The organism is Rhodococcus ruber NBRC 15591 (assembly GCF_001894945.1).
Taxonomy (GTDB): domain Bacteria; phylum Actinomycetota; class Actinomycetes; order Mycobacteriales; family Mycobacteriaceae; genus Rhodococcus; species Rhodococcus ruber.
This window is the reverse complement of sequence record NZ_BCXE01000020.1, coordinates 37159-59935: the sequence shown is the minus strand read 5'-3', so window position 1 is coordinate 59935 and position 22777 is coordinate 37159. Positions and strand designations below refer to the sequence as shown.

The 22777-nt window shown below is 69.5% G+C and carries 28 protein-coding genes and 4 tRNA genes; 7 read left to right on the top strand and 25 right to left on the bottom strand.

The features are described 5' to 3' along the window. The 15 genes from RR3_RS12535 to RR3_RS12465 form a co-directional block, all read right to left on the bottom strand. Positions 1 to 801: an MlaE family ABC transporter permease gene (locus RR3_RS12535; protein ID WP_010592018.1), complete on the bottom strand. Its 801-nt coding sequence runs from the start codon at positions 799 to 801 to the stop codon at positions 1 to 3. An 8-nt stretch (positions 802 to 809) separates the two neighbouring features. Further along, positions 810 to 1910 carry an ABC transporter ATP-binding protein gene (locus RR3_RS12530; RefSeq protein WP_026137592.1) on the bottom strand — a complete coding sequence of 367 codons (1101 nt, stop codon included), beginning with the start codon at positions 1908 to 1910 and terminating at the stop codon, positions 810 to 812. 313 nt (positions 1911 to 2223) lie between these two features. Beyond that, complete coding sequence (gene rplL / locus RR3_RS12525) at positions 2224 to 2610, bottom strand: 50S ribosomal protein L7/L12 (protein ID WP_003937621.1); 387 nt, start codon at positions 2608 to 2610, stop codon at positions 2224 to 2226. 105 nt (positions 2611 to 2715) lie between these two features. Then, positions 2716 to 3249, bottom strand: coding sequence for a 50S ribosomal protein L10 (gene rplJ, locus RR3_RS12520; protein ID WP_003937620.1), 534 nt, complete (start codon positions 3247 to 3249; stop codon positions 2716 to 2718). A gap of 372 nt (positions 3250 to 3621) precedes the next feature. Beyond that, entirely contained in the window at positions 3622 to 4335 is a 714-nt protein-coding gene (rplA, locus tag RR3_RS12515; RefSeq protein ID WP_010592020.1) for a 50S ribosomal protein L1, read from the bottom strand. Between the two features lie 123 nt (positions 4336 to 4458). Next, complete coding sequence (rplK, locus tag RR3_RS12510) at positions 4459 to 4893, bottom strand: 50S ribosomal protein L11 (protein ID WP_003937618.1); 435 nt, start codon at positions 4891 to 4893, stop codon at positions 4459 to 4461. 70 nt (positions 4894 to 4963) lie between these two features. Then, a complete protein-coding gene (nusG, locus tag RR3_RS12505) occupies positions 4964 to 5806 on the bottom strand; it encodes a transcription termination/antitermination protein NusG (RefSeq protein WP_010592021.1) in 843 nt (280 codons plus the stop codon). 46 nt (positions 5807 to 5852) lie between these two features. Continuing rightward, entirely contained in the window at positions 5853 to 6275 is a 423-nt protein-coding gene (gene secE / locus RR3_RS24520) for a preprotein translocase subunit SecE (protein ID WP_010592022.1), read from the bottom strand. Between the two features lie 32 nt (positions 6276 to 6307). Continuing rightward, positions 6308 to 6380: transfer RNA gene (locus RR3_RS12495), tRNA-Trp, on the bottom strand. A 174-nt stretch (positions 6381 to 6554) separates the two neighbouring features. Continuing rightward, entirely contained in the window at positions 6555 to 6980 is a 426-nt protein-coding gene (hadB, locus tag RR3_RS12490) for a (3R)-hydroxyacyl-ACP dehydratase subunit HadB (RefSeq protein WP_010592023.1), read from the bottom strand. Beyond that, a complete protein-coding gene (gene hadA / locus RR3_RS12485) occupies positions 6967 to 7542 on the bottom strand; it encodes a (3R)-hydroxyacyl-ACP dehydratase subunit HadA (RefSeq protein WP_010592024.1) in 576 nt (191 codons plus the stop codon). Before hadA ends, hadB begins: the two co-directional genes overlap by 14 nt. 87 nt (positions 7543 to 7629) lie before the next feature. After that, positions 7630 to 7797 carry a 50S ribosomal protein L33 gene (gene rpmG / locus RR3_RS12480; protein ID WP_003937613.1) on the bottom strand — a complete coding sequence of 56 codons (168 nt, stop codon included), beginning with the start codon at positions 7795 to 7797 and terminating at the stop codon, positions 7630 to 7632. A 58-nt stretch (positions 7798 to 7855) separates the two neighbouring features. Next, positions 7856 to 7931: transfer RNA gene (locus RR3_RS12475), tRNA-Met, on the bottom strand. Between the two features lie 44 nt (positions 7932 to 7975). Beyond that, positions 7976 to 8048, bottom strand: a tRNA-Thr gene (locus RR3_RS12470). Positions 8049 to 8277: 229 nt separating this feature from the next. Further along, a tRNA-Tyr gene (locus RR3_RS12465) sits at positions 8278 to 8360 on the bottom strand. A 147-nt stretch (positions 8361 to 8507) separates the two neighbouring features. Here RR3_RS12465 and RR3_RS12460 point away from each other — a divergent pair. Beyond that, positions 8508 to 8999: a YajQ family cyclic di-GMP-binding protein gene (locus RR3_RS12460; protein ID WP_010592025.1), complete on the top strand. Its 492-nt coding sequence runs from the start codon at positions 8508 to 8510 to the stop codon at positions 8997 to 8999. A 75-nt stretch (positions 9000 to 9074) separates the two neighbouring features. Here RR3_RS12460 and htpX read toward each other — a convergent pair whose 3' ends face one another. Together htpX and RR3_RS12450 are read right to left on the bottom strand one after the other, a co-directional pair. After that, the gene (gene htpX, locus RR3_RS12455; protein WP_010592026.1) at positions 9075 to 9935 is read right to left on the bottom strand and encodes a zinc metalloprotease HtpX; all 861 of its coding nucleotides are present in this window, start codon (positions 9933 to 9935) and stop codon (positions 9075 to 9077) included. Positions 9936 to 10039: 104 nt separating this feature from the next. After that, positions 10040 to 11086, bottom strand: coding sequence for a polyprenyl synthetase family protein (locus RR3_RS12450; RefSeq protein ID WP_010592027.1), 1047 nt, complete (start codon positions 11084 to 11086; stop codon positions 10040 to 10042). A gap of 137 nt (positions 11087 to 11223) precedes the next feature. On the opposite strand from RR3_RS12450, the gene RR3_RS12445 reads away from it, so the two are divergent. Next, complete coding sequence (locus RR3_RS12445) at positions 11224 to 12495, top strand: geranylgeranyl reductase family protein (protein ID WP_010592028.1); 1272 nt, start codon at positions 11224 to 11226, stop codon at positions 12493 to 12495. An 11-nt stretch (positions 12496 to 12506) separates the two neighbouring features. Here the strand turns inward: RR3_RS12445 and RR3_RS12440 are convergent, their stop codons facing one another. The 4 genes from RR3_RS12440 to menD all read right to left on the bottom strand — a co-directional run bounded on the left by RR3_RS12440 (position 12507) and on the right by menD (position 16565). Then, positions 12507 to 13205 (bottom strand): demethylmenaquinone methyltransferase, encoded by a 699-nt coding sequence (locus RR3_RS12440; RefSeq protein ID WP_026137594.1) that lies wholly within the window; start codon positions 13203 to 13205, stop codon positions 12507 to 12509. Positions 13206 to 13293: 88 nt separating this feature from the next. Continuing rightward, positions 13294 to 14436, bottom strand: a complete 1143-nt coding sequence (locus RR3_RS12435; protein WP_017680024.1) for a glycosyltransferase family 4 protein — start codon at positions 14434 to 14436, stop codon at positions 13294 to 13296. 88 nt (positions 14437 to 14524) lie between these two features. Then, the gene (locus RR3_RS12430; protein ID WP_010592032.1) at positions 14525 to 14938 is read right to left on the bottom strand and encodes a DUF3592 domain-containing protein; all 414 of its coding nucleotides are present in this window, start codon (positions 14936 to 14938) and stop codon (positions 14525 to 14527) included. A 7-nt stretch (positions 14939 to 14945) separates the two neighbouring features. Then, entirely contained in the window at positions 14946 to 16565 is a 1620-nt protein-coding gene (menD, locus tag RR3_RS12425) for a 2-succinyl-5-enolpyruvyl-6-hydroxy-3-cyclohexene-1-carboxylic-acid synthase (RefSeq protein WP_010592033.1), read from the bottom strand. A 104-nt stretch (positions 16566 to 16669) separates the two neighbouring features. Here menD and RR3_RS12420 point away from each other — a divergent pair, with 104 nt between their 5' ends. Continuing rightward, positions 16670 to 17257 (top strand): flavin reductase family protein, encoded by a 588-nt coding sequence (locus RR3_RS12420; RefSeq protein WP_010592034.1) that lies wholly within the window; start codon positions 16670 to 16672, stop codon positions 17255 to 17257. 76 nt (positions 17258 to 17333) lie between these two features. Continuing rightward, the gene (locus RR3_RS12415) at positions 17334 to 18173 is read left to right on the top strand and encodes a siderophore-interacting protein (protein WP_064066027.1); all 840 of its coding nucleotides are present in this window, start codon (positions 17334 to 17336) and stop codon (positions 18171 to 18173) included. A gap of 53 nt (positions 18174 to 18226) precedes the next feature. Here RR3_RS12415 and RR3_RS12410 read toward each other — a convergent pair whose 3' ends face one another. The 3 genes from RR3_RS12410 to RR3_RS12400 form a co-directional block, all read right to left on the bottom strand. Then, positions 18227 to 18667, bottom strand: coding sequence for a DUF6918 family protein (locus RR3_RS12410; RefSeq protein ID WP_064066045.1), 441 nt, complete (start codon positions 18665 to 18667; stop codon positions 18227 to 18229). A gap of 70 nt (positions 18668 to 18737) precedes the next feature. Beyond that, positions 18738 to 19721 (bottom strand): o-succinylbenzoate synthase, encoded by a 984-nt coding sequence (locus tag RR3_RS12405; RefSeq protein WP_064066028.1) that lies wholly within the window; start codon positions 19719 to 19721, stop codon positions 18738 to 18740. After that, positions 19718 to 20356, bottom strand: coding sequence for a PaaI family thioesterase (locus RR3_RS12400; RefSeq protein WP_010592038.1), 639 nt, complete (start codon positions 20354 to 20356; stop codon positions 19718 to 19720). The genes RR3_RS12405 and RR3_RS12400 overlap by 4 nt, the downstream gene beginning before the upstream one ends. A 150-nt stretch (positions 20357 to 20506) precedes the next feature. Between RR3_RS12400 and RR3_RS12395 the strand changes: the two genes are divergently transcribed. From RR3_RS12395 to RR3_RS12385, 3 genes are all read left to right on the top strand, one after another. Further along, on the top strand, positions 20507 to 21400 hold the full coding sequence (locus RR3_RS12395) for a 1,4-dihydroxy-2-naphthoyl-CoA synthase (protein WP_064066029.1): 894 nt from the start codon (positions 20507 to 20509) through the stop codon (positions 21398 to 21400). Positions 21401 to 21535: 135 nt separating this feature from the next. Next, a complete protein-coding gene (locus RR3_RS12390) occupies positions 21536 to 21982 on the top strand; it encodes a hypothetical protein (protein WP_064066046.1) in 447 nt (148 codons plus the stop codon). A gap of 1 nt (position 21983) precedes the next feature. Beyond that, positions 21984 to 22364 (top strand): VOC family protein, encoded by a 381-nt coding sequence (locus tag RR3_RS12385; RefSeq protein ID WP_010592040.1) that lies wholly within the window; start codon positions 21984 to 21986, stop codon positions 22362 to 22364. 51 nt (positions 22365 to 22415) lie between these two features. On the opposite strand, the gene RR3_RS12380 is transcribed toward RR3_RS12385, so the two are convergent. Continuing rightward, positions 22416 to 22775, bottom strand: coding sequence for a hypothetical protein (locus RR3_RS12380; RefSeq protein WP_010592041.1), 360 nt, complete (start codon positions 22773 to 22775; stop codon positions 22416 to 22418). Positions 22776 to 22777: the final 2 nt, after the last annotated feature.

Genomic DNA, 22777 nt, shown 5'->3' with positions numbered 1-22777 from the left:
TCAGGATCCCTTCGCCGGAACGATCTGCAGGTACACCATCGTCAGGATCAGGTTCGCGAAGAACAACAGGAGGAAGGTGATGACGACGGTCTGGTTGACGGCCTCACCGACACCCTTCGGTCCGGCGCCGGGGTGCAGGCCCTTGTAGGCCGCGACGACGCCGGCGATGACACCGAAGATCGCTGCCTTGATCTCGGCCACGTAGAGGTCGGGTAGCTGGGCCAGGGCCGAGAAGGATGCCAGGTAGGCGCCCGGAGTTCCGCCCTGCAGGATGACGTTGAAGAAGTAGCCGCCGGCGATGCCGACCACGGACACCAGCCCGTTGAGCAGCAGCGCGACGAGCACCATCGCGAGCACGCGCGGGACCACGAGGCGTTGCACCGGGTTGATACCGAGCACCTCCATCGCGTCGATCTCCTCGCGGATCGTGCGTGACCCGAGGTCGGCGGTGACCGCGGAACCGGCCGCGCCGGCGATCAGCAGCGCGGTCACGATGGGACTGCCCTGCTGGATCACCGCCAGTACGCTGGCGGCGCCGGTGAACGACTCCGCGCCGAGCTGCTTGATCAGCGACCCGGTCTGCAGCGAGACGACGGCACCGAACGGAATCGCCACGAGGGCGGTGGGCAGGATCGTCACGCTCGCGATGAACCACGCCTGCTCGATGAACTCGCGGAACTGGAACGGCCGGCGGAACAGGTTGCGCACGACGTCGACGAACAACTCGACGATGTTTCCGGCCTGGGTGAGTGCACCGTGTATCGGACGCACGAACGAGCTGGTGCCCGAACCGACCCCCATGTGTTCTCCTAGCTGGTGTGGTGGCGGGCGGACTCGTCGTACCCGTCACCGGGGTACGCCGGAATGACCTGCGTGTCGTCGTCGCGGTAGGAATGGTCCTGATACGCCGGTGCCGCGTGCGATCCGTTGCTCTCCTCGAAGGATTCGAGGATGGCGTGCTGGGCGGGCTCGGGCAGGGTGTGGAGGATGTGCCGCACCCGGTCCTGCCGGCGGCGCACCGCCTGCCGCTCGGGCATCCCCGGGGTGGCTTTCATCTGCGGGACGATGCCCTCGATGTCGTCCACGCCACCGGCGTGATGCCCGGCCTCGACGAGCGCCTGTTCCTGCGCCATCGTGGCCTCGTCCTTCTCCTCCGACATCCCGATCGGCCCGATCATGGTGCCGTTGAGGAACTGCTTGACCACCGGCTCGTCGCTGGTGAGCAGCACCTCACGCGGACCGAACATCACCAGTTCGCGCCGGAACAGCATGCCGATGTTGTCCGGCACCGTGCGCGCCAGGTTGATGTTGTGCGAGACGATCAGGATCGTCGCGTCGATCTCGGCGTTGATGTCGATCAGTGTCTGGGAGATGTAGGTGGTCCGCACGGGGTCGAGTCCCGAGTCCGGCTCGTCGACCAGGATGATCTGCGGGTCGAGCACCAGTGCCCGCGCCAGCCCGGCGCGCTTGCGCATGCCGCCGGAGATCTCGCCGGGCAGCTTGTCCTCGGCGCCGAGCAGACCGACGAGCTCGAGCTTGTCCATCACGATCTTGCGGATGTCGGACTCGGACTTCTTGGTGTGCTCGCGCAGCGGGAACGCCACGTTGTCGTAGAGGTTCATCGACCCGAACAGCGCGCCGTCCTGGAACAGCACCCCGAACAGCTTGCGGATCTCGTAGAGCTCCTTGCTCGAGCACTGCAGGATGTCGGTGCCGTCGATGACGATCGAGCCCTGCTCCGGCCGCAGCAGACCGATCAGCGACTTGAGGAACACCGACTTGCCCGTGCCGGACGGGCCCAGCAGGGCACTCACCTCGCCCGCCGGGAGGGTCAACGTCACATCCTGCCAGATCCGCTGAGACCCGAAGGACTTCGTCAAGCCCTCGACAGCTACTTCGACTCCCACCATTACCTCCGCACGGCTCGATGCTGTTCCCCACTGTGGATTGCGTCACTGTAGCGCATCGAAGTGTTACCTGTGACACGGGATCCTACTAGCGAGTAAGAACACAGGTCAACTCGGGCATAACACCCGTCGATCAGGGTGATGACCTGCGTCTTTGCCGTCCCCGTGCGGCATTGACGTCAACCTATCGCGGATGCATTCCGCGTGCCCGCCGAACCGGTCACGAATGCGCGAAAAGGCCGCTGCCCACGGACGTGAATCCGTGGGCAGCGGCCTTGCCGGATCGCTCGACCGGAGTCGAGCAGCCTCGCACCTCTTACTTGACGGTGACCTTGGCGCCGGCCTCTTCGAGCTTCGCCTTGGCGGCGTCGGCAGCGTCCTTGGCGACCTTCTCCAGGATCGGCTTCGGAGCGCCCTCGACGAGGTCCTTGGCCTCCTTCAGGCCGAGGCCCGAAACGATCTCGCGGACGACCTTGATGACCTGGATCTTCTTGTCGCCGGCACCCTCGAGGATGACGTCGAACTCGTCCTGCTCGGACTCGGCCTCGGCGGCAGCGGCCGGGGCGCCGGCAGCGGCGACGGCGACCGGAGCGGCAGCGGTGACCTCGAAGGTCTCCTCGAAGGCCTTCACGAACTCCGAGAGCTCGAGGAGGGTCAGTTCCTTGAACGCGTCGAGCAGCTCTTCGGTGGTGAGCTTCGCCATGGTGGCGGTCCTTCCTTGTGGATCCCATGTCGCTGATCCGCGACCGGATGGGATACGCGCCGGGGCGCGCGGGGTGGGTGAGTCAGTGATTCGCGAGGGTGCGGATCAGCTTGCGGCAGACTCCTGGTCCGCCTTCTTCTCCTGCAGAGCGGCCGCGAGACGGGCCACCTGCGAGGCAGGAGCGTTGAACAGGCCGGCGGCCTTTGCCAAGTTGCCCTTCATCGCGCCGGCGAGCTTGGCCAACAGCACCTCGCGGGACTCGAGGTCCGCGATCTGGTTGACCTGTTCCACGGACAGCGCAGCGCCGTCCATGTAGCCGCCCTTGATGACGAGCGCCTTGTTGTCCTTCGCGAAGGTCTTCAGGGCCTTCGCAGCGTCGACCGGCTCGCCCTTGATGAACGCAATGGCGGTCGGTCCGACGAACAGGTCGTCAAGGCCCTCGACGCCCGCCTCTGCGGCGGCACGCTTGACCAGGGTGTTCTTGGCGACGGAGTAGGTGGCACCCTCTCCGAGAGCGCGTCGCAGCTGCGTCAGACTGGTCACCGACAGACCACGGAACTCCGTGATCACGGCGGCAGTCGAGTCCTTGAACTGCTCGGTGATCTCCGCAACCGCGGAAACCTTCTCAGGCTTTGCCATACTTCGCCTCCTCTCAGTAACAGTCGTTTTCCCGCTCGGGAAGTTCCACTCGAAATCCGTAAAATGCAAAACGCCCCGGTGCAGGGCACACGGGGCGTACAGAGAGAAGGACGGCATCGCGAACGATGTCGTATCTCCCCTACCTCGTCCTCCTGCGTGGGCCGCCGGGCAATCCCGGACCTTCAACCGAATCCACACGCGGACCCGGTGACCAACGGTCTTGGGTAGAACATGATCGGGGTGAAGATCGGCACGCGCCGAACTCCGCGAGCCAGCGTACCCGACGGGACGCGCCGACGCAAAACGGCCGGCACGGAGCAGTTCCGTGCCGGCCGTTCGTGCGTTGCCTGCGAAGACCGGGTACCGGTCTCCTTACTCGGCGTCCTCGAGGAGGTTCCGGGTGCGCGACGGATCCACCGGGATGCCCGGGCCGGTGGTGGTCGCGATGGTGACCTTCTTGACGTAACGCCCCTTCGCGGTGGACGGCTTCGCACGCAGGACCTCGTCCAGCGCGGCAGCGTAGTTCTCCACCAGCTTCGCGTCGTCGAACGACGCCTTGCCGATCACGAAGTGCAGGTTCGAGTTCTTGTCGACGCGGAAGTTGATCTTGCCGCCCTTGATGTCGGCGACGGCCTTCGTGACGTCCGGGGTGACCGTGCCCGTCTTCGGGTTCGGCATCAGACCGCGCGGACCGAGGACACGCGCGATGCGGCCGACCTTGGCCATCTGGTCCGGGGTCGCGATCGCGGCGTCGAAGTCCAGCCAGCCGCCCTGGATCCGCTCGATCAGGTCCTCGGCGCCGACGGCGTCCGCACCGGCGGCCTCGGCCTCGGCGGCCTTCTCGCCCACCGCGAACACGATGACGCGGGCGGTCTTACCGGTGCCGTGCGGCAGGTTGACCGTGCCGCGGACCATCTGGTCCGCCTTGCGGGGGTCCACACCGAGGCGCATGGCGACCTCGACGGTGGCGTCGTAGTTCTTCGACGAGGTGTCCTTCGCGAGCCGAGCGGCCGCGAGGGGGCTGTAGAGCGTCGAGGCGTCGATCTTCTCAGCGGCGGCGAGGTACGCCTTGCTGCGCTTTGCCATTGTTCTGTCCTAACTTGTCACCGGAAGGTGAACGGTTCGGTCGTGGTTGTCGAGCCTGGCCGGCCCTCCCACGGATTACTGCTGCCGGGCACTGGGCCCTGCGGGTCCCGAGCGGCGCTGCGCTCAGCCCTCGACCGTGATGCCCATCGAACGCGCGGTGCCGGCGATGATCTTCGCGGCGGCCTCGACGTCGTTGGCGTTCAGGTCTTCCTGCTTGGTCTTGGCGATCTCGCGCACCTGGTCCATGGTGACCTTCGCGACCTTGGTCTTGTGCGGCTCGCCGGAACCCTTCTGCACACCCGCGGCCTTCAGCAGCAGCTTGGCTGCCGGCGGGGTCTTGAGCTTGAAGTCGAACGAGCGGTCCTCGTAGACCGTGATCTCGACCGGCACGACGTTGCCGCGCTGCGACTCGGTCGCCGCGTTGTACGCCTTGCAGAACTCCATGATGTTGACGCCGTGCTGACCCAGCGCGGGGCCGACCGGCGGAGCCGGGTTGGCCTGACCTGCCTGGATCTGGAGCTTGATGAGCCCGGCAATCTTCTTCTTCTTCGGGGGCATCTCTATTCCTAGTTTCTTGCTCGGTGTGGTTCTTGCGTACTGCTATCGCAAGTTTGAGTGGGTCGGACCGTCAGATCTTCGACACCTGGTTGAAGGACAGCTCCACCGGGGTCTCACGACCGAAGATCGACACCAGGACCTTGAGCTTCTGCTGCTCGGCGTTGACCTCGCTGATCGACGCCGGCAGCGTCGCGAACGGCCCGTCCATGACGGTGACGGACTCGCCGACCTCGAAGTCCACCTCGATGGTGGGCTTGGCAGCCGTCGCAGCGCCTTCGGCGGCACTGGTCGCGGCGGCGGGCTTCTTCTTCGCCTGCTGCGGCAGGAGGAACTTCACGACCTCCTTGATCGTCAGCGGCGACGGGCGCGAGGTGGCACCCACGAATCCGGTGACGCCGGGGGTGTTGCGCACCGCGCCCCACGATTCGTCGTTCAGTTCCATCCGCACCAGGATGTAGCCCGGCAGGACCTTGCGGTTGACCTGCTTGCGCTGGCCGTTCTTGATCTCGGTGACCTCTTCGGTGGGCACCTCGACCTGGAAGATGTACTCCCCGAGGTCCAGGTTCTGCACGCGGGTCTCGAGGTTGGCCTTGACCTTGTTCTCGTAACCGGCGTAGGAGTGCACGACGTACCAGTCGCCGGGCTCGAGCCGAAGCTGCTTCTCGAGGGCCTCCGCGGGATCGACCTCCTCGGCCGGGGCCTCCGCGGGCGCCTCGGGCTCGTCACCGGCCGTCTCGTCGGTTTCGATGCCCGTCTCTGCCGTCTCGTCGGCCGGTTCCCCGTCCGTCTCGTCGGCCGGTTCCCCTGCCGACTCGTCGGCCGCGTCCACGGTCACGGAGTCGTCGACAAAGACCTCGTCCGAAACGCGCTCTTCGGCCGAGGGCTCGTAGGAGTCGTTCTCGGGGGTGCTCACCGGGCACTTTCCTCTCGTCGATCACATTTGCCGGCACGCTGACGCGCTAGCCGAACAACCAGCTGACGCCCTTCACGAACGCCAGATCCAATCCAAAGATGAACGCGGTCATGACCGCCACGAAGACCACGACGACCGTCGTGTACGTGACCAGCTGCTTGCGATTCGGCCAGATCACCTTGCGCAGCTCGGCGAGGACCTCACGGAAGAAGCGCCGCAGGCGCTTGAAGATGTTCTCGGTGCCCTGGGCACCGGAGCGAGCGGCGGACTTGGCCGGCTTCGATTCGGGCCGGCGACCTGCCGCCACCGCGGTCGACGCCGGAGCAGCGGAACGCCGCGGGGACTTCTTGCCGGTGGGGGCAGCGGATGCGGAGGAAGCGCCGGGGGTCGCGTCGGTCGCCGATCCGGCGTCCTCAGGGCTGGAAGTCCCTGCGGTACCGCCGTCGCGCTTACCGCGCTCCTCGCTCACATCGTTCCTCTCGGTCGCTGGCCGTCCGGGGGCAGGGGCGACAGGACTTGAACCTGCAACCTGCGGTTTTGGAGACCGCTGCTCTGCCAATTGAGCTACGCCCCTCTGGTCGATGCCTCCGCCGGAAAACCGGCGTCTCGATCGACCCATCTGCGACCACATGACATGCGCGCCACCCCGTGAGCCGTTACGGCCTTCGAGAGCAGCGCGCTGCGCTATGCGATCCCAGAAGTCTTAGTGTACTTCATAGCCCCGGGACAAACCCAATCCGCCGGCCGGTCAGGCCAGACGGACCGTTGCCGTGGCCCGCCCGAAGATCTTACGTCCCTCGGACTTCGCCACGATCGCGACCACTGCTGTCTTGCTGTCCGCGTCCACCGACTTGACCTTGCCGGAGAACTCCACCTCGGCGGCCCGGTGGGCCTCGACGTAGACCGGACTGGTGAACCGAACGTTGTACTCGGTCACCGCCCCTGGGTCACCGAGCCAGTCGGTGACGAAGCCGGCCGCGATGCCCATGGAGAGCATGCCGTGGCCGACCACGTCGCGCAAGCCGGCGAGCTTGGCGACCTCGTCGCTCCAGTGGATCGGATTGGGATCACCCGACACACCCGCGTAGTTCACGAGGTTGCCACGGGTGAGCGTCACCACCCGCACGGGCAGCTCCTCACCGACGGCGACGTCCTCGAACCTACGGCGCGACATGCATCATCACATCCTTGACTGCGTGGGCGATGTTCTCGTCCACCTCGCCACCGGTGCGGCCCACCAGGGTGGTCCACGAGGTCATCACGAGGTTGTCGTGCTGATCGGTGATGATGTTCTTGGTGGTGATGATGTCGCTGCCGGCAGCCTGACGGAAATCGTCGAGGTACACGTCGCAGAACAACCGATCGCCCACCTGGATGGGCCGGTGGAACACCAGCCGCTGGTCCGTCTGCATGATCTGGCTGAGGTCGTATCCGGTGACGACCTCGTCGAACAGCTTGCGCTGGGCGATCATGCCGACGATGGAGATGAAGGTGAGGGGCGCGACGAGGCCGTCGTAGCCGAGGCCCTTCGCCGCTTCCTCGTCGTGATGTGCCGGATTGTTGTCCAGCACGGCGCGCGCATACTCGCGGACCTTTTCCCGCCCGACCTCGTAGAAGTCCTCGACGCGATAGTGGTGACCGACCATCGAGGCCGCATGTGCCGCTACATCGAACTGGATCCCGGCCTGTTCGGTGCCGTCCACGACCGATTCTTCACTCACGAATGTGCCCGTCATACGCAGAACTCCCGCAACTTCGCCCGGACGCCGGCCGGCGTGGGCGATTGTGCGGGGAGCTCACGCGTCGACGTCGACCCTGTACGACTACTTCGACTCGCGGTGTGCGCGATGAGTGCCGCAGTTGGGGCAGAACTTCTTCAGCTCCAACCGGTCGGGGTCGTTGCGACGGTTCTTCTTCGTGATGTAGTTGCGGTGCTTGCACACCTCGCAGGCCAGGGTGATCTTCGGCCGCACGTCGGTGGAGGAGGCCACGGGATGCCTTCTTTCGCGTCAATCTGATCAACGACGATCAGGGTGGTTCATTCAACTGTGGTAGCGGTGACCGGACTTGAACCGGCGACGCAACGATTATGAGTCGTTTGCTCTACCAACTGAGCTACACCGCCTCGGTGTCGAGTGTCGCGAACAACGGCGGCACCACAATCCAGCGAGCCCCCTGACGGAATCGAACCGTCGACCTTTTCCTTACCATGGAAACGCTCTGCCGACTGAGCTAAGGGGGCGCGACCACCGTGAGCATCTCTGCTCGCTGCGGCCTCCAAAAGATTACACACACTCCTCTGCAGGAACAAAATCGCCAGTTCAGGGGCCGTAAATCGACTTTTTCACCCCTCGGCCGAACACCCGGAGGCGCTCTGAAGTCTGCGCCCGCCGAAACCCGGCGACTGGTCGGTACCGGAACGTCTGCGAACGCAGAACGGCCCCGATCCGTTCGGATCGGGGCCGTTCCGGTGGCAGGTGTAGGATTCGAACCTACGTAGGCGTAAGCCGACGGATTTACAGTCCGCTCCCATTGGCCGCTCGGGCAACCTGCCGGGCGCGATCGGGACCGTGTCCCTGGCGCGTTTGAAACAATACAACGCACACCCCCCTGTTGTGCAAACCGGGTGGACAGCGGCACTGCGCCACCCGATAGCGTCGGGGCGGCAACCCGTACAGAACCGATCCGAAGTGGAGTGCACGTGGCTGATTCGTCGTTCGATGTGGTGAGCAAGGTCGACCGCCAGGAGGTGGACAACGCGCTGAACCAGGCCGCCAAGGAACTCGGCACCCGTTTCGACTTCCGCAACACCGGGGCGGGCATCGAGTGGAGCGGCGAAGAGTCCATCACCCTGACCGCCGACACGGAGGAACGCGTCAAGGCCGCCCTCGAGGTGTTCAAGGAGAAGCTGATCCGGCGCAATCTGTCCCTGAAGTCCTTCGACGCCGGCGAGCCCACCCAGTCCGGCAAGGTCTACAAGATCAGCGGGTCCCTGGTGCAGGGCATCAGCACCGAGAACGCCAAGAAGATCTCCAAGCTGATCCGCGACGAGGGACCCAAGGGTGTCAAGGCGCAGATCCAGGGCGAGGAGCTGCGCGTGACCAGCAAGAAGCGCGACGACCTGCAGGCCGTGATCGCACTGCTCAAGAACGCCGACCTCGACATCGCGCTGCAGTTCGTCAACTACCGGTAGGCAGTGCATCGACTACCAGTGCGTCCGGTAGCCGGTGCGGGCGGTAGGCGGTGCGTCCGGTAGGCAGTGCGGGCGTCAGCCCCCGCGGGCCATGCGCTCGAGCCGGTCGATGCGCTCCGCCATGGGCGGGTGGGTCGAGAACAATCGGCTCACCCGCTCCCCCGGACGGAACGGGTTCGCGATCATCATGTGCGACTGCGCGGCGATCCGAGGCTCGGGGGGCAGGGGCGCCGCCCGGGTGCCCTGCTCGAGTTTGCGCAGCGCCGAGGCCAGCGCCAGCGGATCTCCGGTGAGTTCGGCGCCGGACTGATCCGCCTGGTACTCGCGGGAACGCGACACCGCGAGCCGGACGACGGTCGCCGCGATCGGACCGAGCAGCGACACCAGCAGCAGGGCCAGCGGATTCGTGCCCTGGTCGCGGTTGCCGAACATGTTCGCGAAGAACGCGAGATTCGCCAGCCCCGAGATCACCGCCGCCATCGCACCGGCCACCGAGGAGATCAGGATGTCCCGGTTGTAGACGTGCGACAGCTCGTGCCCGAGCACCGCGCGCAACTCCCGCTCGTTCAGGATCTGCAGGATCCCGGACGTGCAGCACACCGCCGCATGGCGGGGATTGCGGCCGGTCGCGAACGCGTTGGGTGCGCTGGTCGGGCTGATGTACAGCCGGGGCATCGGCTGATGCGCCGTGGTCGCCAGCTCGCGCACGATCCGGTAGATCACCGGCGCCTGTACCTCGGTGATCGGCTGGGCATGCATGGCCCGCAACGCCAGCTTGTCGCTGTTGAAGTAGGCGTAGGCGTTCATCCCGACGGCCAGGACGATCGACCCGATCAGGATCGTCGGGTTGCGGAACAGGGCGCCGATGAACACGATGAGGGCGGACATCCCGATGAGGAGCCCCGCCGTCTTCAGCCGGTTCGCATTCCCGTGCACGTCACGCCTCTTCCCGTCGATCTTGCCCCAGCATTCAACGAAGCAGGGTGGGGAGCGGGTTCCCTGCCGTCATCGGCTGCAGCGGCCTCCCGACGTCCGGGTTCCTACCCCACGCGCGCGATCGTGTAGTCGACGAGCCGGCGCAGGGCCTCGTTCGCCGGTCCCGGCGGCAGCGACTCCAGTTCCGTGCGGGCCTTGTCCGCGTACTCGCCCAGCGTCCGCTTCGCGGCCGCCATTCCCGGCGACCGCGCCAGCAGCTCCAGGGCCTCGGCGACGGCGGCCTCGTCCTCGACCGGTCCGGCGAGCAGTTCGCGCAGCCGATCGGCGTCGGGCCCGGTCTCACGGAAGGCGTAGAGGACCGGCAGGGTGTGGACACCCTCGCGCAGATCCGTCCCCGGGGTCTTGCCGGACTCCGTCGACGCCGACGAGATGTCGATGATGTCGTCGGCGATCTGGAACGCGGTGCCGACGGCGTCGCCGAGCCGCTCCAGATGCGCGATCTGGTCCGGGTCGGCGCCGGAGAACGTCCCGCCGAAGCGTCCGCTCGTCGCGATCAGCGAGCCGGTCTTCTCCCACACCACCTTCAGGTAGTGCTCGACCGGGTCCCGTTCCTTCCCGCTGCCGATGGTCTCGCGCATCTGTCCGGTCACGAGCTCGGCGAACGTCTCGGCGATGGTCCGTACCGCAGCGGGACCGAGCGTCGACACCAGTCGCGACGCATGCGCGAACAGGAAGTCCCCGGCGAGGATGGCCACGCTGTTGCTCCACCGCGCGTTCGCGCTGGGTGCGCCCCGGCGCATGGTGGCCTCGTCCATCACGTCGTCGTGGTACAGCGTGGCCAGGTGCACGAGTTCGACCGCGGTCGCCGCCGTCACGACCGCCGGATCGTTCGGCTTCGGACCGAGCTGGGCGGTCAGGAGGGTGAACAGCGGACGGAACCGCTTGCCGCCGGCCTTGGCGAGATGCAGTGCGACCTCGGTCAGGAAGTCCTCGCCGTCGGAGAGCTCGGAGATCAGCACTTCCTCGACCCGGGCGAGACCGTCCCGGACGGCGCCCGCCAGGACCGGATCGCCGAGGTCCACCCCGGCCACCACCGTGTCCGACGTCGCGCCGGACGGACCGGCGGACTGCGCCGCCCCTTCAGTGCTCACGATGAGGTACCCATCCTGTTCTGTCGACCCGGCTACCGCTGTCCGCTGTCGAATCGGCTCCACGGTAGTGAACCTAGCCGCTCCGCCGGTCGGCTACCTCCCCGAGGCACCGAAGCCGTACCTGGAAGGATGGAGCCGTGGTGGCAGAACACGCTGGGTCCGAACCGCGGCCCGACCTTCCGGAGCTCCCCGACCGTACCGACGTGCTCGTCGTCGGCGCAGGTCCTGCCGGGTCGGCGGCCGCCGCCTGGGCGGCCCGCGCCGGCCGCGACGTACTGCTCGTCGATGCCGCGACCTTCCCCCGGGACAAGACGTGCGGCGACGGCCTGACCCCGCGGGCGGTGGCCGAACTCGACCGCCTCGGCCTCGGCGACTGGGTGCGCACGCGCACCGTCAACCGGGGCCTGCGGCTCGAAGGCTTCGGTCGCAGCCTCGAACTTCCGTGGCCGTCGGGTTCCTTCCCGGCCCAGGGCAGCGCCGTGCCACGCACCGAACTCGACGACCGGATCCGCCGCGTCGCCCTCGAGTCGGGCGCCGCGGCCGCCGAGGGAACCAAGGCCGTCGCCGTCGAGCGCGAGGGAACGCGGGTGACCGCGGTGACCTTCGCGACCGCGCGCGGTCCGCGCACCGTCGGGTGCGAACGACTCGTCGTGGCGGACGGGGTCCGTTCTCCGCTGGGCAGGCTGCTCGGCCGGCAGTGGCATCGCGACACCGCGTACGGGGTCGCGGCCCGCGCCTACGCCACCTCCCCCCGCAGCGACGACCCGTGGATCACGTCGCACCTGGAGCTGCGCGACGACGCCGGCACGCTGCACCCGGGCTACGGCTGGGTGTTCCCCCTCGGCACCGGGGAGGTCAACATCGGCGTGGGCACGCTCGCCACCTCCAAGCGGCCGGCCGTCGGGTCGCTGCGCCCGCTGATCGAGCTGTATGCGTCGCGGCGGCGCGGCGAGTGGGGACTCGGCGAGACGACCCGGGTGGCGTCGGCGCTGCTGCCGATGGGCGGTGCGGTGTCCGGTGTGGCGGGCCCGAACTGGGCCCTGGTCGGCGACGCCGCGGCGTGTGTGAATCCGCTCAACGGCGAGGGCATCGACTACGGCCTCGAGGGTGGGCGGCTCGTCGCCGGCGTCCTGGATGCGGACGATCTCACGCAGCTGTGGCCGGCCCTGCTGCGCGAGCGCTACGGGCGGGCGTTCTCCGCAGCCCGGCGACTGGCCGGGCTGCTGACGTTGCCGCGGTTTCTGCCGGCCACCGGGCCTGTGGGGATGAGTTCGACGTCGCTGATGACGGTGGCCGTCCGGGTGATGGGCAACCTCGTCACCGAGCGCGACGAGGATGTCGTCGCACGGGCGTGGCGGGCCGGGGGCGGCGCGTCGCTGCGCTGGGACCGCCGACCGCTCTTCGCCTGAGCCGCGTCCGGTCAGCGCACCGCCCGGTGCAGGGCCACGATCCCGCCGGTGAGGTTGCGCCACTGCACCGACCGCCAGCCGGCGGCCCGGATCCGCTCGGCGAGCTCGGGTTGCGCGGGCCACGCCCGGATCGACTCGGCGAGATAGACGTACGCGTCGGGGTTGCTGCTGACGGTCCGCGCGACCCGCGGCAGTGCCCGCATCAGGTACTCGAGGTAGAGCACGCGCAGCGGAGCCGAGACGGGTGTGGCGAACTCGCACACCACGAGGCGGCCGCCGGGTTTGGTCACCCGCGCGATCTCGCGGAGCCCGGCCTCGAAGTCGGAGACGTTGCGCAGCCCGAAGGAGATGGTGGCGGCGTCGAAGACCGCGTCGGCGAAGGGCAGGCGCATCGCGTCGCCCGCGACCATCGGCACCTGCCGGAACGCGCCCGCCTGCAGCATTCCCGTGGAGAAGTCGGTGGCCACCACCCACGCACCGGACCGGCCGAGTTCCACCGTCGACACCCCGGTGCCGGCGGCCAGATCGAGGACGCGCTCCCCCGGCCGCAGGTCCAGCGCCGCCCGGGTGGCTCGTCGCCAGCTGCGGTCCTGCCCGAAGGAGAGCACGGTGTTGGTGATGTCGTATCGCTGGGCGACGCCGTCGAACATCGACGCGACCTCGCGCGGATCCTTCGCGAGCGAGGCCCGCGACCCGTGAGTAGTTGCCACGGTCGAAACGTTACCGCTACGCGCTGTGCCGACGTTACCGCTACGCGCTGTGCCGACGTTACCGCTACGCGCTGTGCCGACGTTACCGCTACGCGCTGCGCCGCAGCGTGCCCGGCCGGACCGAGCAGACCTGCTCGTAGTGCCCGAGCAGTTCGTGGCACACCGCGGGCCAGGTGCGGCCGAGCACACCGCGCCGCGCGGCCGCGCCGAACCGGGCGCGCAGCACCGGGTCGGCGAGTGCGCCGACCGCGCCCGGCAGCAGGTCGGTGAAGCCGTCGACCGGCAGCCGATAGCCGTTGCGGCAGTGCGCGACGAGATCGCGTGGGCCGCCCGCGTCGGGCGCGATCGCGGGGACGCCGCTGGCGAGCGCCTCCTGCACGGCCTGGCAGAACGTCTCGTGCTCGCCCGGATGGACGAACACGTCGAGGCTCGCGTAGGCGTCGGCCAGGGCGTCACCGCCGAGGTGGCCGGTGAACACCGCCCCGGGCAGGGCCGTCTCGAGCCGGGCGCGTTCGGGGCCGTCCCCGACGACGACGAGCCGGTAGCGGGGGTCGGCCGACAGGACCGCGAGACGGTCGACGTGCTTCTCCGGGGCGAGCCGGCCCACGAAACCCACCACGAGCCGGCCGTCCGGCGACCAGGCCCGGCGCAGCGCGTCGCTGCGCCGGGCCGGGGTGAAGCGTGCGGTGTCGACGCCCCGCGCCCAGCGGTGCACCCGGGGGATGCCGTGCGCGGCGAGGTCCGCGGCGGCGGCCGTCGACGGCGCGAGCGTGCGGTCACAGGCCCGGTGGATCCGGCGTGTCCACTGCCAGGCGGCCCGGGCCGCGAGGCCGAGACCGTAGCTGGACGCGAATCCGGCGACGTCGGTCTGGTAGACCGCGACGGTGGGCAGGTCGAGCCTGCGGGCCGCGCCGAGGCCGCCGGCACCGAGCAGGAACGGCGACGCCAGGTGCACGACGTCGGGTGCGAATCCGCGCAGGATGCCGGTGAGCGCGGGCTGTGGCAGCCCCACGGGCAGGGAGCTGACCTTCGGCACGTGCACCGCCGGCACCCGATGCACCGGGATGCCGTCGTGATGGGCGGGCGCCGGCGGCAGACCGGCGACGGTGTCGGGAGCGACGACCAGGGCCTCGTGGCCGTGGCGGTCGAGGTGCTCGAGCACGCGCAACACCGAGTTGGTGACGCCGTTGACGTTCGGGAGGAAGGATTCCGCGACGATGGCTACTCGCACCGGCCCAGCATCGCCGTGGCGGCGGTCCGGGCGGGGTGGTCGAGGTGTCCGCCGGGCGAAGTTCCGGCGAATCCTCCCGGCTGCACCGCTACGCGCGCGCCTCGCTGCGCCGCCGGAGATACGTGAGCACGGGGGCCGCGACCAGCCATGTCACCACGATCAGCGAGGCGGCGGGCACGAGGGCGACCCGGGCGTCGCGGCCGGTGACCCGCACGAGGTCGGGGTCGCTGCGGGCGTATTCGACGGCGATCCGCTGCCCGGCCGTGAGTCCCGTCGGATACAGCACACCGAGCTCGGGATTGTGGGTGACACCGTCGGGGGTGACGAAGCTGATCGCCGAGCGCAGCGACCCGGCGGAAAGCACCTCTGCCGTGGCGGTGCCCATGTCGGAGGCGATCAGATGGTCGTTGCGCCACGCCGCGAGGACCAGGATCACGGCGAGCACCGAGATGCCGATCGCGACGCCGAGCACCGCCCGGCGTGCCCTGTCGATTCCGCTCATGCGTCCGTCACAGCTGGGCGCGCACGGCCGCGTGCAGTTCCCGCAGGCCGGAACGGTCGGTGATCACCTCGAGCACCCGGATGCCGCCGGGGAGCTCGGCCCGGTCGGCCAGCGCGGCGGTCAGTGCGGGAAGGTCCACCCGCTCGTGCGGTACCCGGTACGCGGCACACAGCGCGGCGAGGTCCATGCCGTGCGGGGTGCCGAACACCCGCTCGAAGACGCCGGCGTACTGCGGGTCGCCCTGCTCGAGCAGCTCGAAGATGCCGCCGCCGTCGTCGTTGGCGACGACGACGGTCAGGTTCTGCGGTCGCGGTTCGGCGGTGCCGATCAGCAGCCCCGACGCGTCGTGCAGGAACGTCAGGTCGCCCATCAGGGCGACGGTGCGGCCCTGCGGGTAGGCCAGGGCGGCGCCGACGGCGGTCGAGACGGTGCCGTCGATGCCCGCGACACCCCGGTTGGAGAGCACGCGCACCCCGTCGCGCGGGTAGCTCACCAGCGCCGCGTCGCGCACCGGGTTGGAGGCCCCGAGCAGCAGCTGGTCCCCTTCCCGCAGCGCGTCGGTGACCGTCGCCGCGACGTGCAGGCCGGTCGGCTTCGGATGGGCGTCGAGCTGGGCGCGCACGGCCTTGTCGGTGTGGGCGGACAGGTTCCGGCAGCGTTCCAGCCAGGCCGGATCGGGCCGGCCGGTGACGACGGCGCGGGTGCCGGTGGCGAGGACGTTGCCGGACACGTCGGGCCAGCGCGGTCCGGTGGTGAGGGCGTACACCGCCACCGACGGATCGGCGAGCAGCTTGGAGACCGGCCGGTGCAGCGTGGGCCGGCCGGTGATGATCGCCTGCCGCGGCTTCAGATGCGGCAGCGCCATCGGATGGAGCGGGACACCGTGGAGCGGCGCGGTGGGTTCGGCCACGGTCGGCAGTGCCGACAGTTCGGGCCGGTAGGCGGAGCCGTGCCCGGAGATCACCACGGTGTCGGCGGTGATGTCGAGGTCCATCGGCACGTCGAGGGTGGCGTGCACGGTGGTGGTCCAGGCGCTGCCGTCGGGGCGGCCCTCGGGTCCCGGGCCCTGGGCGTGCACGTCCGGGACGAGCGGCTCGCGCAGCGGGATGTCGAAGTGGACCGGACCGGCGTTGCCGGAGCGGGTGCCGCGGGCGGCGGCGAGGACGCGGCTGACCGCGGAGCGCCACTGGCTGTTCTGCTCGATCCCTTCGGCCAGGCCGAGGCTGATGGTGGCGCGGACCTGGGTGCCGAACATGCCGAGCTGTTCGACGGTCTGGTTGGCGCCGGTGCCGAGCAGCTCGTAGGGCCGGTTGGCGCTGAGCACCACGAGCGGCACCCGGGCGTAGTTGGCTTCGAGCACGGCCGGCGCGAGGTTGGCGACAGCGGTGCCGGAGGTCATCACGACGGGCACCGGACGGCCGGAGGCAACCGACAGGCCGATCGCGAGGAATCCGGCGGTGCGCTCGTCGATGCGCATGTGCAGCCGCAACCGGCCCGCATTGTCGGCGGCCTGCAGCGCGAAGGCGAGCGGTGCGTTGCGGGAGCCGGGGCACAGCACCACGTCGCGGACGCCCCCTCGGGCGAGTTCGTCGACGACGGCGGTGGCCTGGGCGGTGGACGGGTTCACGGAACCCAGAGTAGTGCGGGGCGGGCGGCGCGCCCCGGTCCCCCGGGCGGCGCGCCCCGGTCCCCCGGGCGGCGCGGGACGCGGGTCACAGCGACAATGGGCCGATGCGCACCGTCTTCGATCCCGGCGAGCTGGGCACCGGCCGCTTCTACCGACTGATGACCGCCACGATCGTGCCGCGGCCGATCGCGTGGGTGTCGACGGTGTCCGCAGACGGTGTGCCCAACGTCGCGCCGTACAGCTTCTTCACCGTCGCCGCCGTGGACCCGCCGGTGGTGCAGTTCACCTCGGTGGGGCGCAAGGACAGCGTCCGCAACATCGAGGAGACCGGCGAGTTCGTGATCAACGTCGCGACCGTGCCGCTGATGGAACGGGTGAACGCGACGTCGGCGGGGTTCGCGCACGACGTGGACGAGTTCGCGACCGTGGGCCTGCGGCCCGAGCGCAGCGAGCGGGTGCATCCACCCCGGGTCGCGGAATCGCCGGCGGCGATCGAGTGCACTCTGCACCGGGTGATCGAGGTCGGGGACTGCTTCGTGGTGATGGGCGACGTGGTGGCCGTGTCGGTCCGGGCCGACGTACTGGCCGAGGACGGGCTGCCGGACGTGGCGGCTCTGGCACCGGCGAGCCGGCTGGGGCGGAACGAGTGGGGTCTGACACCGCGGGTGCGCCACCTCGATCGACCCGAATGATAGGTTAGCCTCCGCTGATTTTATCGTCGACCGAGTGTCGCCGACGACGCCCGGCGTCTCGGGACGGAGGTTCTGTATGGCTGCGCGCACCACGACCCGGACGCCGCCCGCCACCCGCGAGATCGTCACCGCCCACGTCCTCGCGGCCGAACCACTCGGGGCGAGCTTCGTGCGCGTGACCGTCGGCGGCGACGGACTCGCCCGGTTCGCGCCGATGGGGTTCGACCAGTGGTTCCGGATGTTCCTGCCCGGTCCCGGCCGGCACGCGCCGACCCTGCCGGGAGCCGCCGACCACAGCTGGTGGCCGCAGATGCAGGCGATGCCGGAACAGATGCGTCCGATCCTGCGCAACTACACGGTGCGCGACTACCGGGAGGCGGGCTGCGGCCGCTACGGGCCCGGAGCGGAACTCGTCGTGGACGTCGCGACCCACGGCGACACCGGACCGGCGTCGGCGTGGGCGCGGACAGCGGAACCGGGTGCGGCGCTCGCGCTGCTCGACGAGGGCATCATGTTCCACCGCCCGGCCGGGGCGACTTGGCAGATCGTCGTGGGCGACGAGAGTGCGCTGCCGGCGATCGCCGGGATCCTCGCCTCGTCGGCCGAGCGGAACGACGCGACGGTCACGGAGGTGTTCGTCGAGGTTTCCCACCTCGAGGACGTCGCGGCGCAGAACCTGGTGACGGGACCGCGGACCCGTGTGCATCCGGTGACCCGGACGGATGTGCGGCCCGGAGCGCAGGTGCTCGACGCGGTGCGCGCCGCGGAGCTGCCGGACGGGCCGGGCTACGGATTCGTCGTGGGAGAGTCCGGGTTGGTGACGGCGATGCGCCGTCACCTCGTGCGGGAGCGGGGCCTCGAGAAGTCGGCCGTGACGTTCAGCGGGTACTGGAAGTACGGGGCCGCCGCGTACTGAGGCGGCGCCCTTCCGGCCCTGTGTGCGGGGACCGGAAGGGCGCCGTCGACGTCTCAGCCGGCGTGCTTCTGCACCAGCGCGCCCACGCGGGGCAGGGCCTCGACGACGTGCTTCTGCGCCGACGGACGCAGCTTGTCGTAGACCTTCTTGATCGCCGTGCGCGACGAGGCCGCGATGCGCGCGTCCGTCACCCCGAGCAGCGAGTCCGCCACGGTCTCGCCGCGCGCGGTGAGGTAGTCGGCGAAGTCACCGTTGCCGGCGTAGTCCTGCCAGAACGGCTGGATCTTGGCGACGAACTCCGGCAGCAGGCCCTCGACGGCGCTGGGCACGATCGACGGGCCGAGCTTCGTCACCGCCGCGTAACCGGCCTTGAGCGCGAGACCCGACGCGCCCTTCTTGTCCGCCACCTCGGCGTCGATCAGCGTCTCGACGTCGGCGACGACCGCCGGGACCTTGTCGGCGCCGAGCAGGGCATCATCCAGAGCTGCAACCACTTCCACTGCCTCCGTAATGTGACTCGTGAGTACGAACGCCCGGAACGATATACGACGACCCGAGCCGCACCTAGTCGAGCGCGGCGCGGCACCGCCGCACCCGGTCGAACCACCAGCGCGTCCGTTCGGGGTCGGCTCGCACCGTGTCGAGGAGCGCCGGATCCGGCGTCACCTGTCCCACCGGGAGCTGCCCGTCGGCCATCGTCCGTGGCGCTGCCACGTCGGCGGTGAAGAACCCGCCCGTGCCCAGTCCGCACGCGTAGGGCAGCGCGGGCAGCGCGGCCGCGGCGGCCAGTCCGGCCCCCATTCCGACGGCCGAGTCGAGTGCGCTCGACACCACCACCGGCACGCCGTGCCCGGCCAGCTCGTCGGCCAGTGTCAGCAGCCGTCGCATCCCGCCGAGCGGGGCCACCTTGACCACCGCCACGTCGGCGCCGCCGGCCCGGACCACTTTCAGGGGGTCTTCGGCGCGCCGGATGCTCTCGTCCGCCGCGATCGGCACGTCGGGCATGCGGCGACGCACCTCGACCAGTTCGGGCACGGTCGCGCAGGGTTGCTCGGCGTACTCGAGCGGGCCGTCGGCGACGAGTTCCCCGAGCGCCACGACGGCCTCCTCCACACTCCACCCGCCGTTCGCGTCGACGCGGACGTTCGGCACCAGCTCGCGCACGGCCCGCACCCGTGCGACGTCCTGCGCGAGGTCCTGTCCACGTTCGGCGACCTTGACCTTCGCGGTGCGGGCTCCGGGAAACCGGGCCAGGATCTGCGGTACGTCGCCGGGGCCGACGGCCGGGACGGTGGCGTTGACGGGGACGGTGTCCCGGCGGGGAGCCGGAGGCCCGAGCCACGCGGATTCGAGGGCCGAACGCAGCCAGTGGGCGGCCTCCTCGTCGGCGTACTCGGGGAACGGCCCGAATTCTCCCCAGCCGGCGGGACCTCGCACGAGCACGAGCTCACGTGCGGTGATGCCGCGGAACCGCACCCGCATGGGCAGCGACACCACGACGGCGGCATCGAGGATCTCGTCGAGGGGCGGCAGGGCCGCGGCGGTCACGGCTGGCCGGGCCGCAACTGGACCATCAGGGCCTCGCAGTCGGCGAGCAGCGTGCCGTCGACGTCGCGCAGCTCGGCCGAGCAGAACAACTTGCGCCCGTCGACCCGGTCGACCCGGCCCTCGACGACGAGTTCGGTCTCGAGCGGAGTGATCTTGCGGTAGTTCACGTGCAGGTAGGCGGTGCGGGCGATGGGATGACCGGCCGCGTGGACGACCATCCCGAACAGGTCGTCGAACAGCAGTGGCAGGGTTCCGCCGTGCGCCGCGCTGTTGCCGCCGCGGTGATAGACCCGGAACGTGCCCCGCGAGCGAACCGACTCGGCATCGAACTTCTCGAGCATCCACGGCAGCATCAGCAGGCTGCCGCGGCCGGGCAGGTCGACGTTGAAGCCGGCCGGAGACCGGCCTTCGGGCACGACGTGCGGCTCGAGCAGGTCCCCGAGCGCCTCGGCCTGCTCGATGGCGCGGTCGACGACGTCGTCGGGGAGGTGGGTGGAGACGGCGAGATCCTGCAGCCGCCGCAGGGCCTCGACGAGGCGGCCGAAGTTCGGTCCGGCCTTCACGGGCGTGTACACCGGGAACCCGCCGTGATGTTCGTACTCGGCGTCCACCGTGCTGTCCGTCTGCTCGCTCATGCCTGCACGGTAACGCGTTCCAGCACGACGGTGCTCCGGCAGGACGGTGTTCCGGCAGGACGGTGCTCCGGCAGGACGGTGTTCCGGCAGGACGGTGTTCCGGCAGGACGTCGGTGCCGCGGTGGCGCATCGGAGTTCTATGGTCGACGGGTGACTTTCCATTCCGAGCTGTGGCGGCCCGTACCCGGGTTCGAGAACCTCACCGACATCACCTACCACCGGCACGTCACGCAGGGCACCGTCCGCGTCGCGTTCGACCGGCCGGAGGTGCGCAACGCGTTTCGTCCGCACACCGTCGACGAGTTGTACCGGGCGCTGGACCACGCCCGCATGACGTCCGACGTCGGCGCCGTGCTCCTCACCGGCAACGGCCCCAGCCCGAAGGACGGCGGCTGGGCCTTCTGCTCCGGCGGCGACCAGCGGATCCGTGGGCGCAGCGGCTACCAGTACGCGAACGGCGAGACCGCCGACACCGTGGACAGGGCCCGGGCGGGCCGGCTGCACATCCTCGAGGTGCAGCGGCTGATCCGGTTCATGCCGAAGGTCGTGATCGCCCTCGTCAACGGCTGGGCCGCCGGCGGTGGGCACAGTCTGCACGTCACGTGCGACCTGACGCTCGCGTCCCGGGAACACGCCCGGTTCAAGCAGACCGACGCCGACGTGGGCAGCTTCGACGGCGGCTACGGCAGCGCGTACCTCGCGAAGATGGTGGGGCAGAAGTTCGCCCGCGAGATCTTCTTCCTCGGCGAGACCTACACGGCGGAGGAGATGCACCACATGGGCGCGGTCAACCGCGTCGTCGACCACGCCGAGCTCGAGAACGTCGCGCTCGAATGGGCCGCGAAGATCAACGGCAAGTCCCCGCAGGCCCAGCGCATGCTCAAGTACGCGTTCAACCTGCCGGACGACGGGCTCGTCGGCCAGCAGCTGTTCGCGGGCGAAGCCACTCGGCTGGCGTACATGACCGACGAGGCGGTCGAGGGCCGCGACGCGTTCCTGCAGAAACGCGAACCCGACTGGTCGCCCTACCCCTGGCACTACTGAGCGGGAGTTGCCCGCGCGGAGCGGGAGGTTAGCGGGAGGTTGTCGCCTCGTCGTCCGGGTGCAGTGCACGCCAACCTCCCGCTCGTCGCGAGAACGTCCCGATTGAAACGGTCCGAATCGGGCACACTCCTGACCATGACGGATCGCGAGCAACCACCCCCCGACCACATCCGCCCCGCCGGCGTCTCCGACGAGACGGTCGCGGCCGCCGGCAAACTCTCCGAGGCGCTCGAGACGGTCGAGCAGGCCCGCGGCAACCTGTACGCCTTCCACCAGCTGATGGGCCGCGCCGACCTGCTGCTCGGCGACGCCGTCGACAAGCTCGCCGAAGCCGGTCACCGCGAGCTCGCCGACCGGGTCCGGACGGAGATGGTCGGACGCAACGTTGTCGAGGGGCGGTGGACCTTCCAGATCGTGGAGGACTTCGACGACGGCTACTGGACGGAGTTCCGTGAGCTCGACCGGCAGGTGCGCGACGAGCTGGTCGCCGGCCGCCGGCATCTGTTCGAGGCCGAGATGAAGGAGGACCGCCGCACCCACGGGCGACGCGGGCACGAGGCCAGACCGGTCGAGGACGGGTGAGATGGAGATTCTCGCCGGCCGGACGATCCTGCGGCCGTCGGACTACGACGTCGCCCTGAGGTTCTACGGCGAAGTCCTGGGTCTGGCGATCTACCGCGAGTATCCCGGCGGAACGGTGTTCTTCGCCGGTCAGTCGCTCCTCGAGGTGGCCGCGCACGGCGGCAGCGCCCGGCCGCAGCACTTCGAGGGCGCACTGTGGCTGCAGGTGCGCGACGTCTACGACGCGGAGGCCGAGTTGGTGACGAAGGGCGTCCCCATCGTGCGGGAGGCCCGGCAGGAGCCGTGGGGACTGCACGAACTGTGGATCGCAGATCCGGACGGCATCCCGATCGTGCTCGTGCAGATCCCGGCCGATCACCCCCTGCGCCGCGACACCCGCTGAGCGGTGTGCCCTTTGGGCTGCCCTGGCAGCCCAAAGGACACACCGGCCGCGTCAGCGGCGGGTCTCGAGGGCGGCCGCGATCTGCTCGGTGTGGGCCTGCGACTCGTAGAGCTGACGCAGCAGCCACAGCCTCAGCACCCGGGCGATCGCGCCGGCGACGTACAGCGCGGCGCCGAGGATCGCGACGATGAGCAACGCCGTGGCGAGGATCTGGTACGACGCGATGTTGCGCAGGTCCGCCTGGGTGAGCGAGGCGAAGTAGACGACGAACGCGGCGACGGCACCGCCGATCATCAGCACGAGCCCGCCGATTCGTGCGGGTCCGTCCCCCTTCGCGGATCCGGTGTCGAGCTTCAGCTCCGCCGCGTCCTTCCGGAACTTGGCGCGCCGCTCCTCGGTGAGTGCGGTCATGG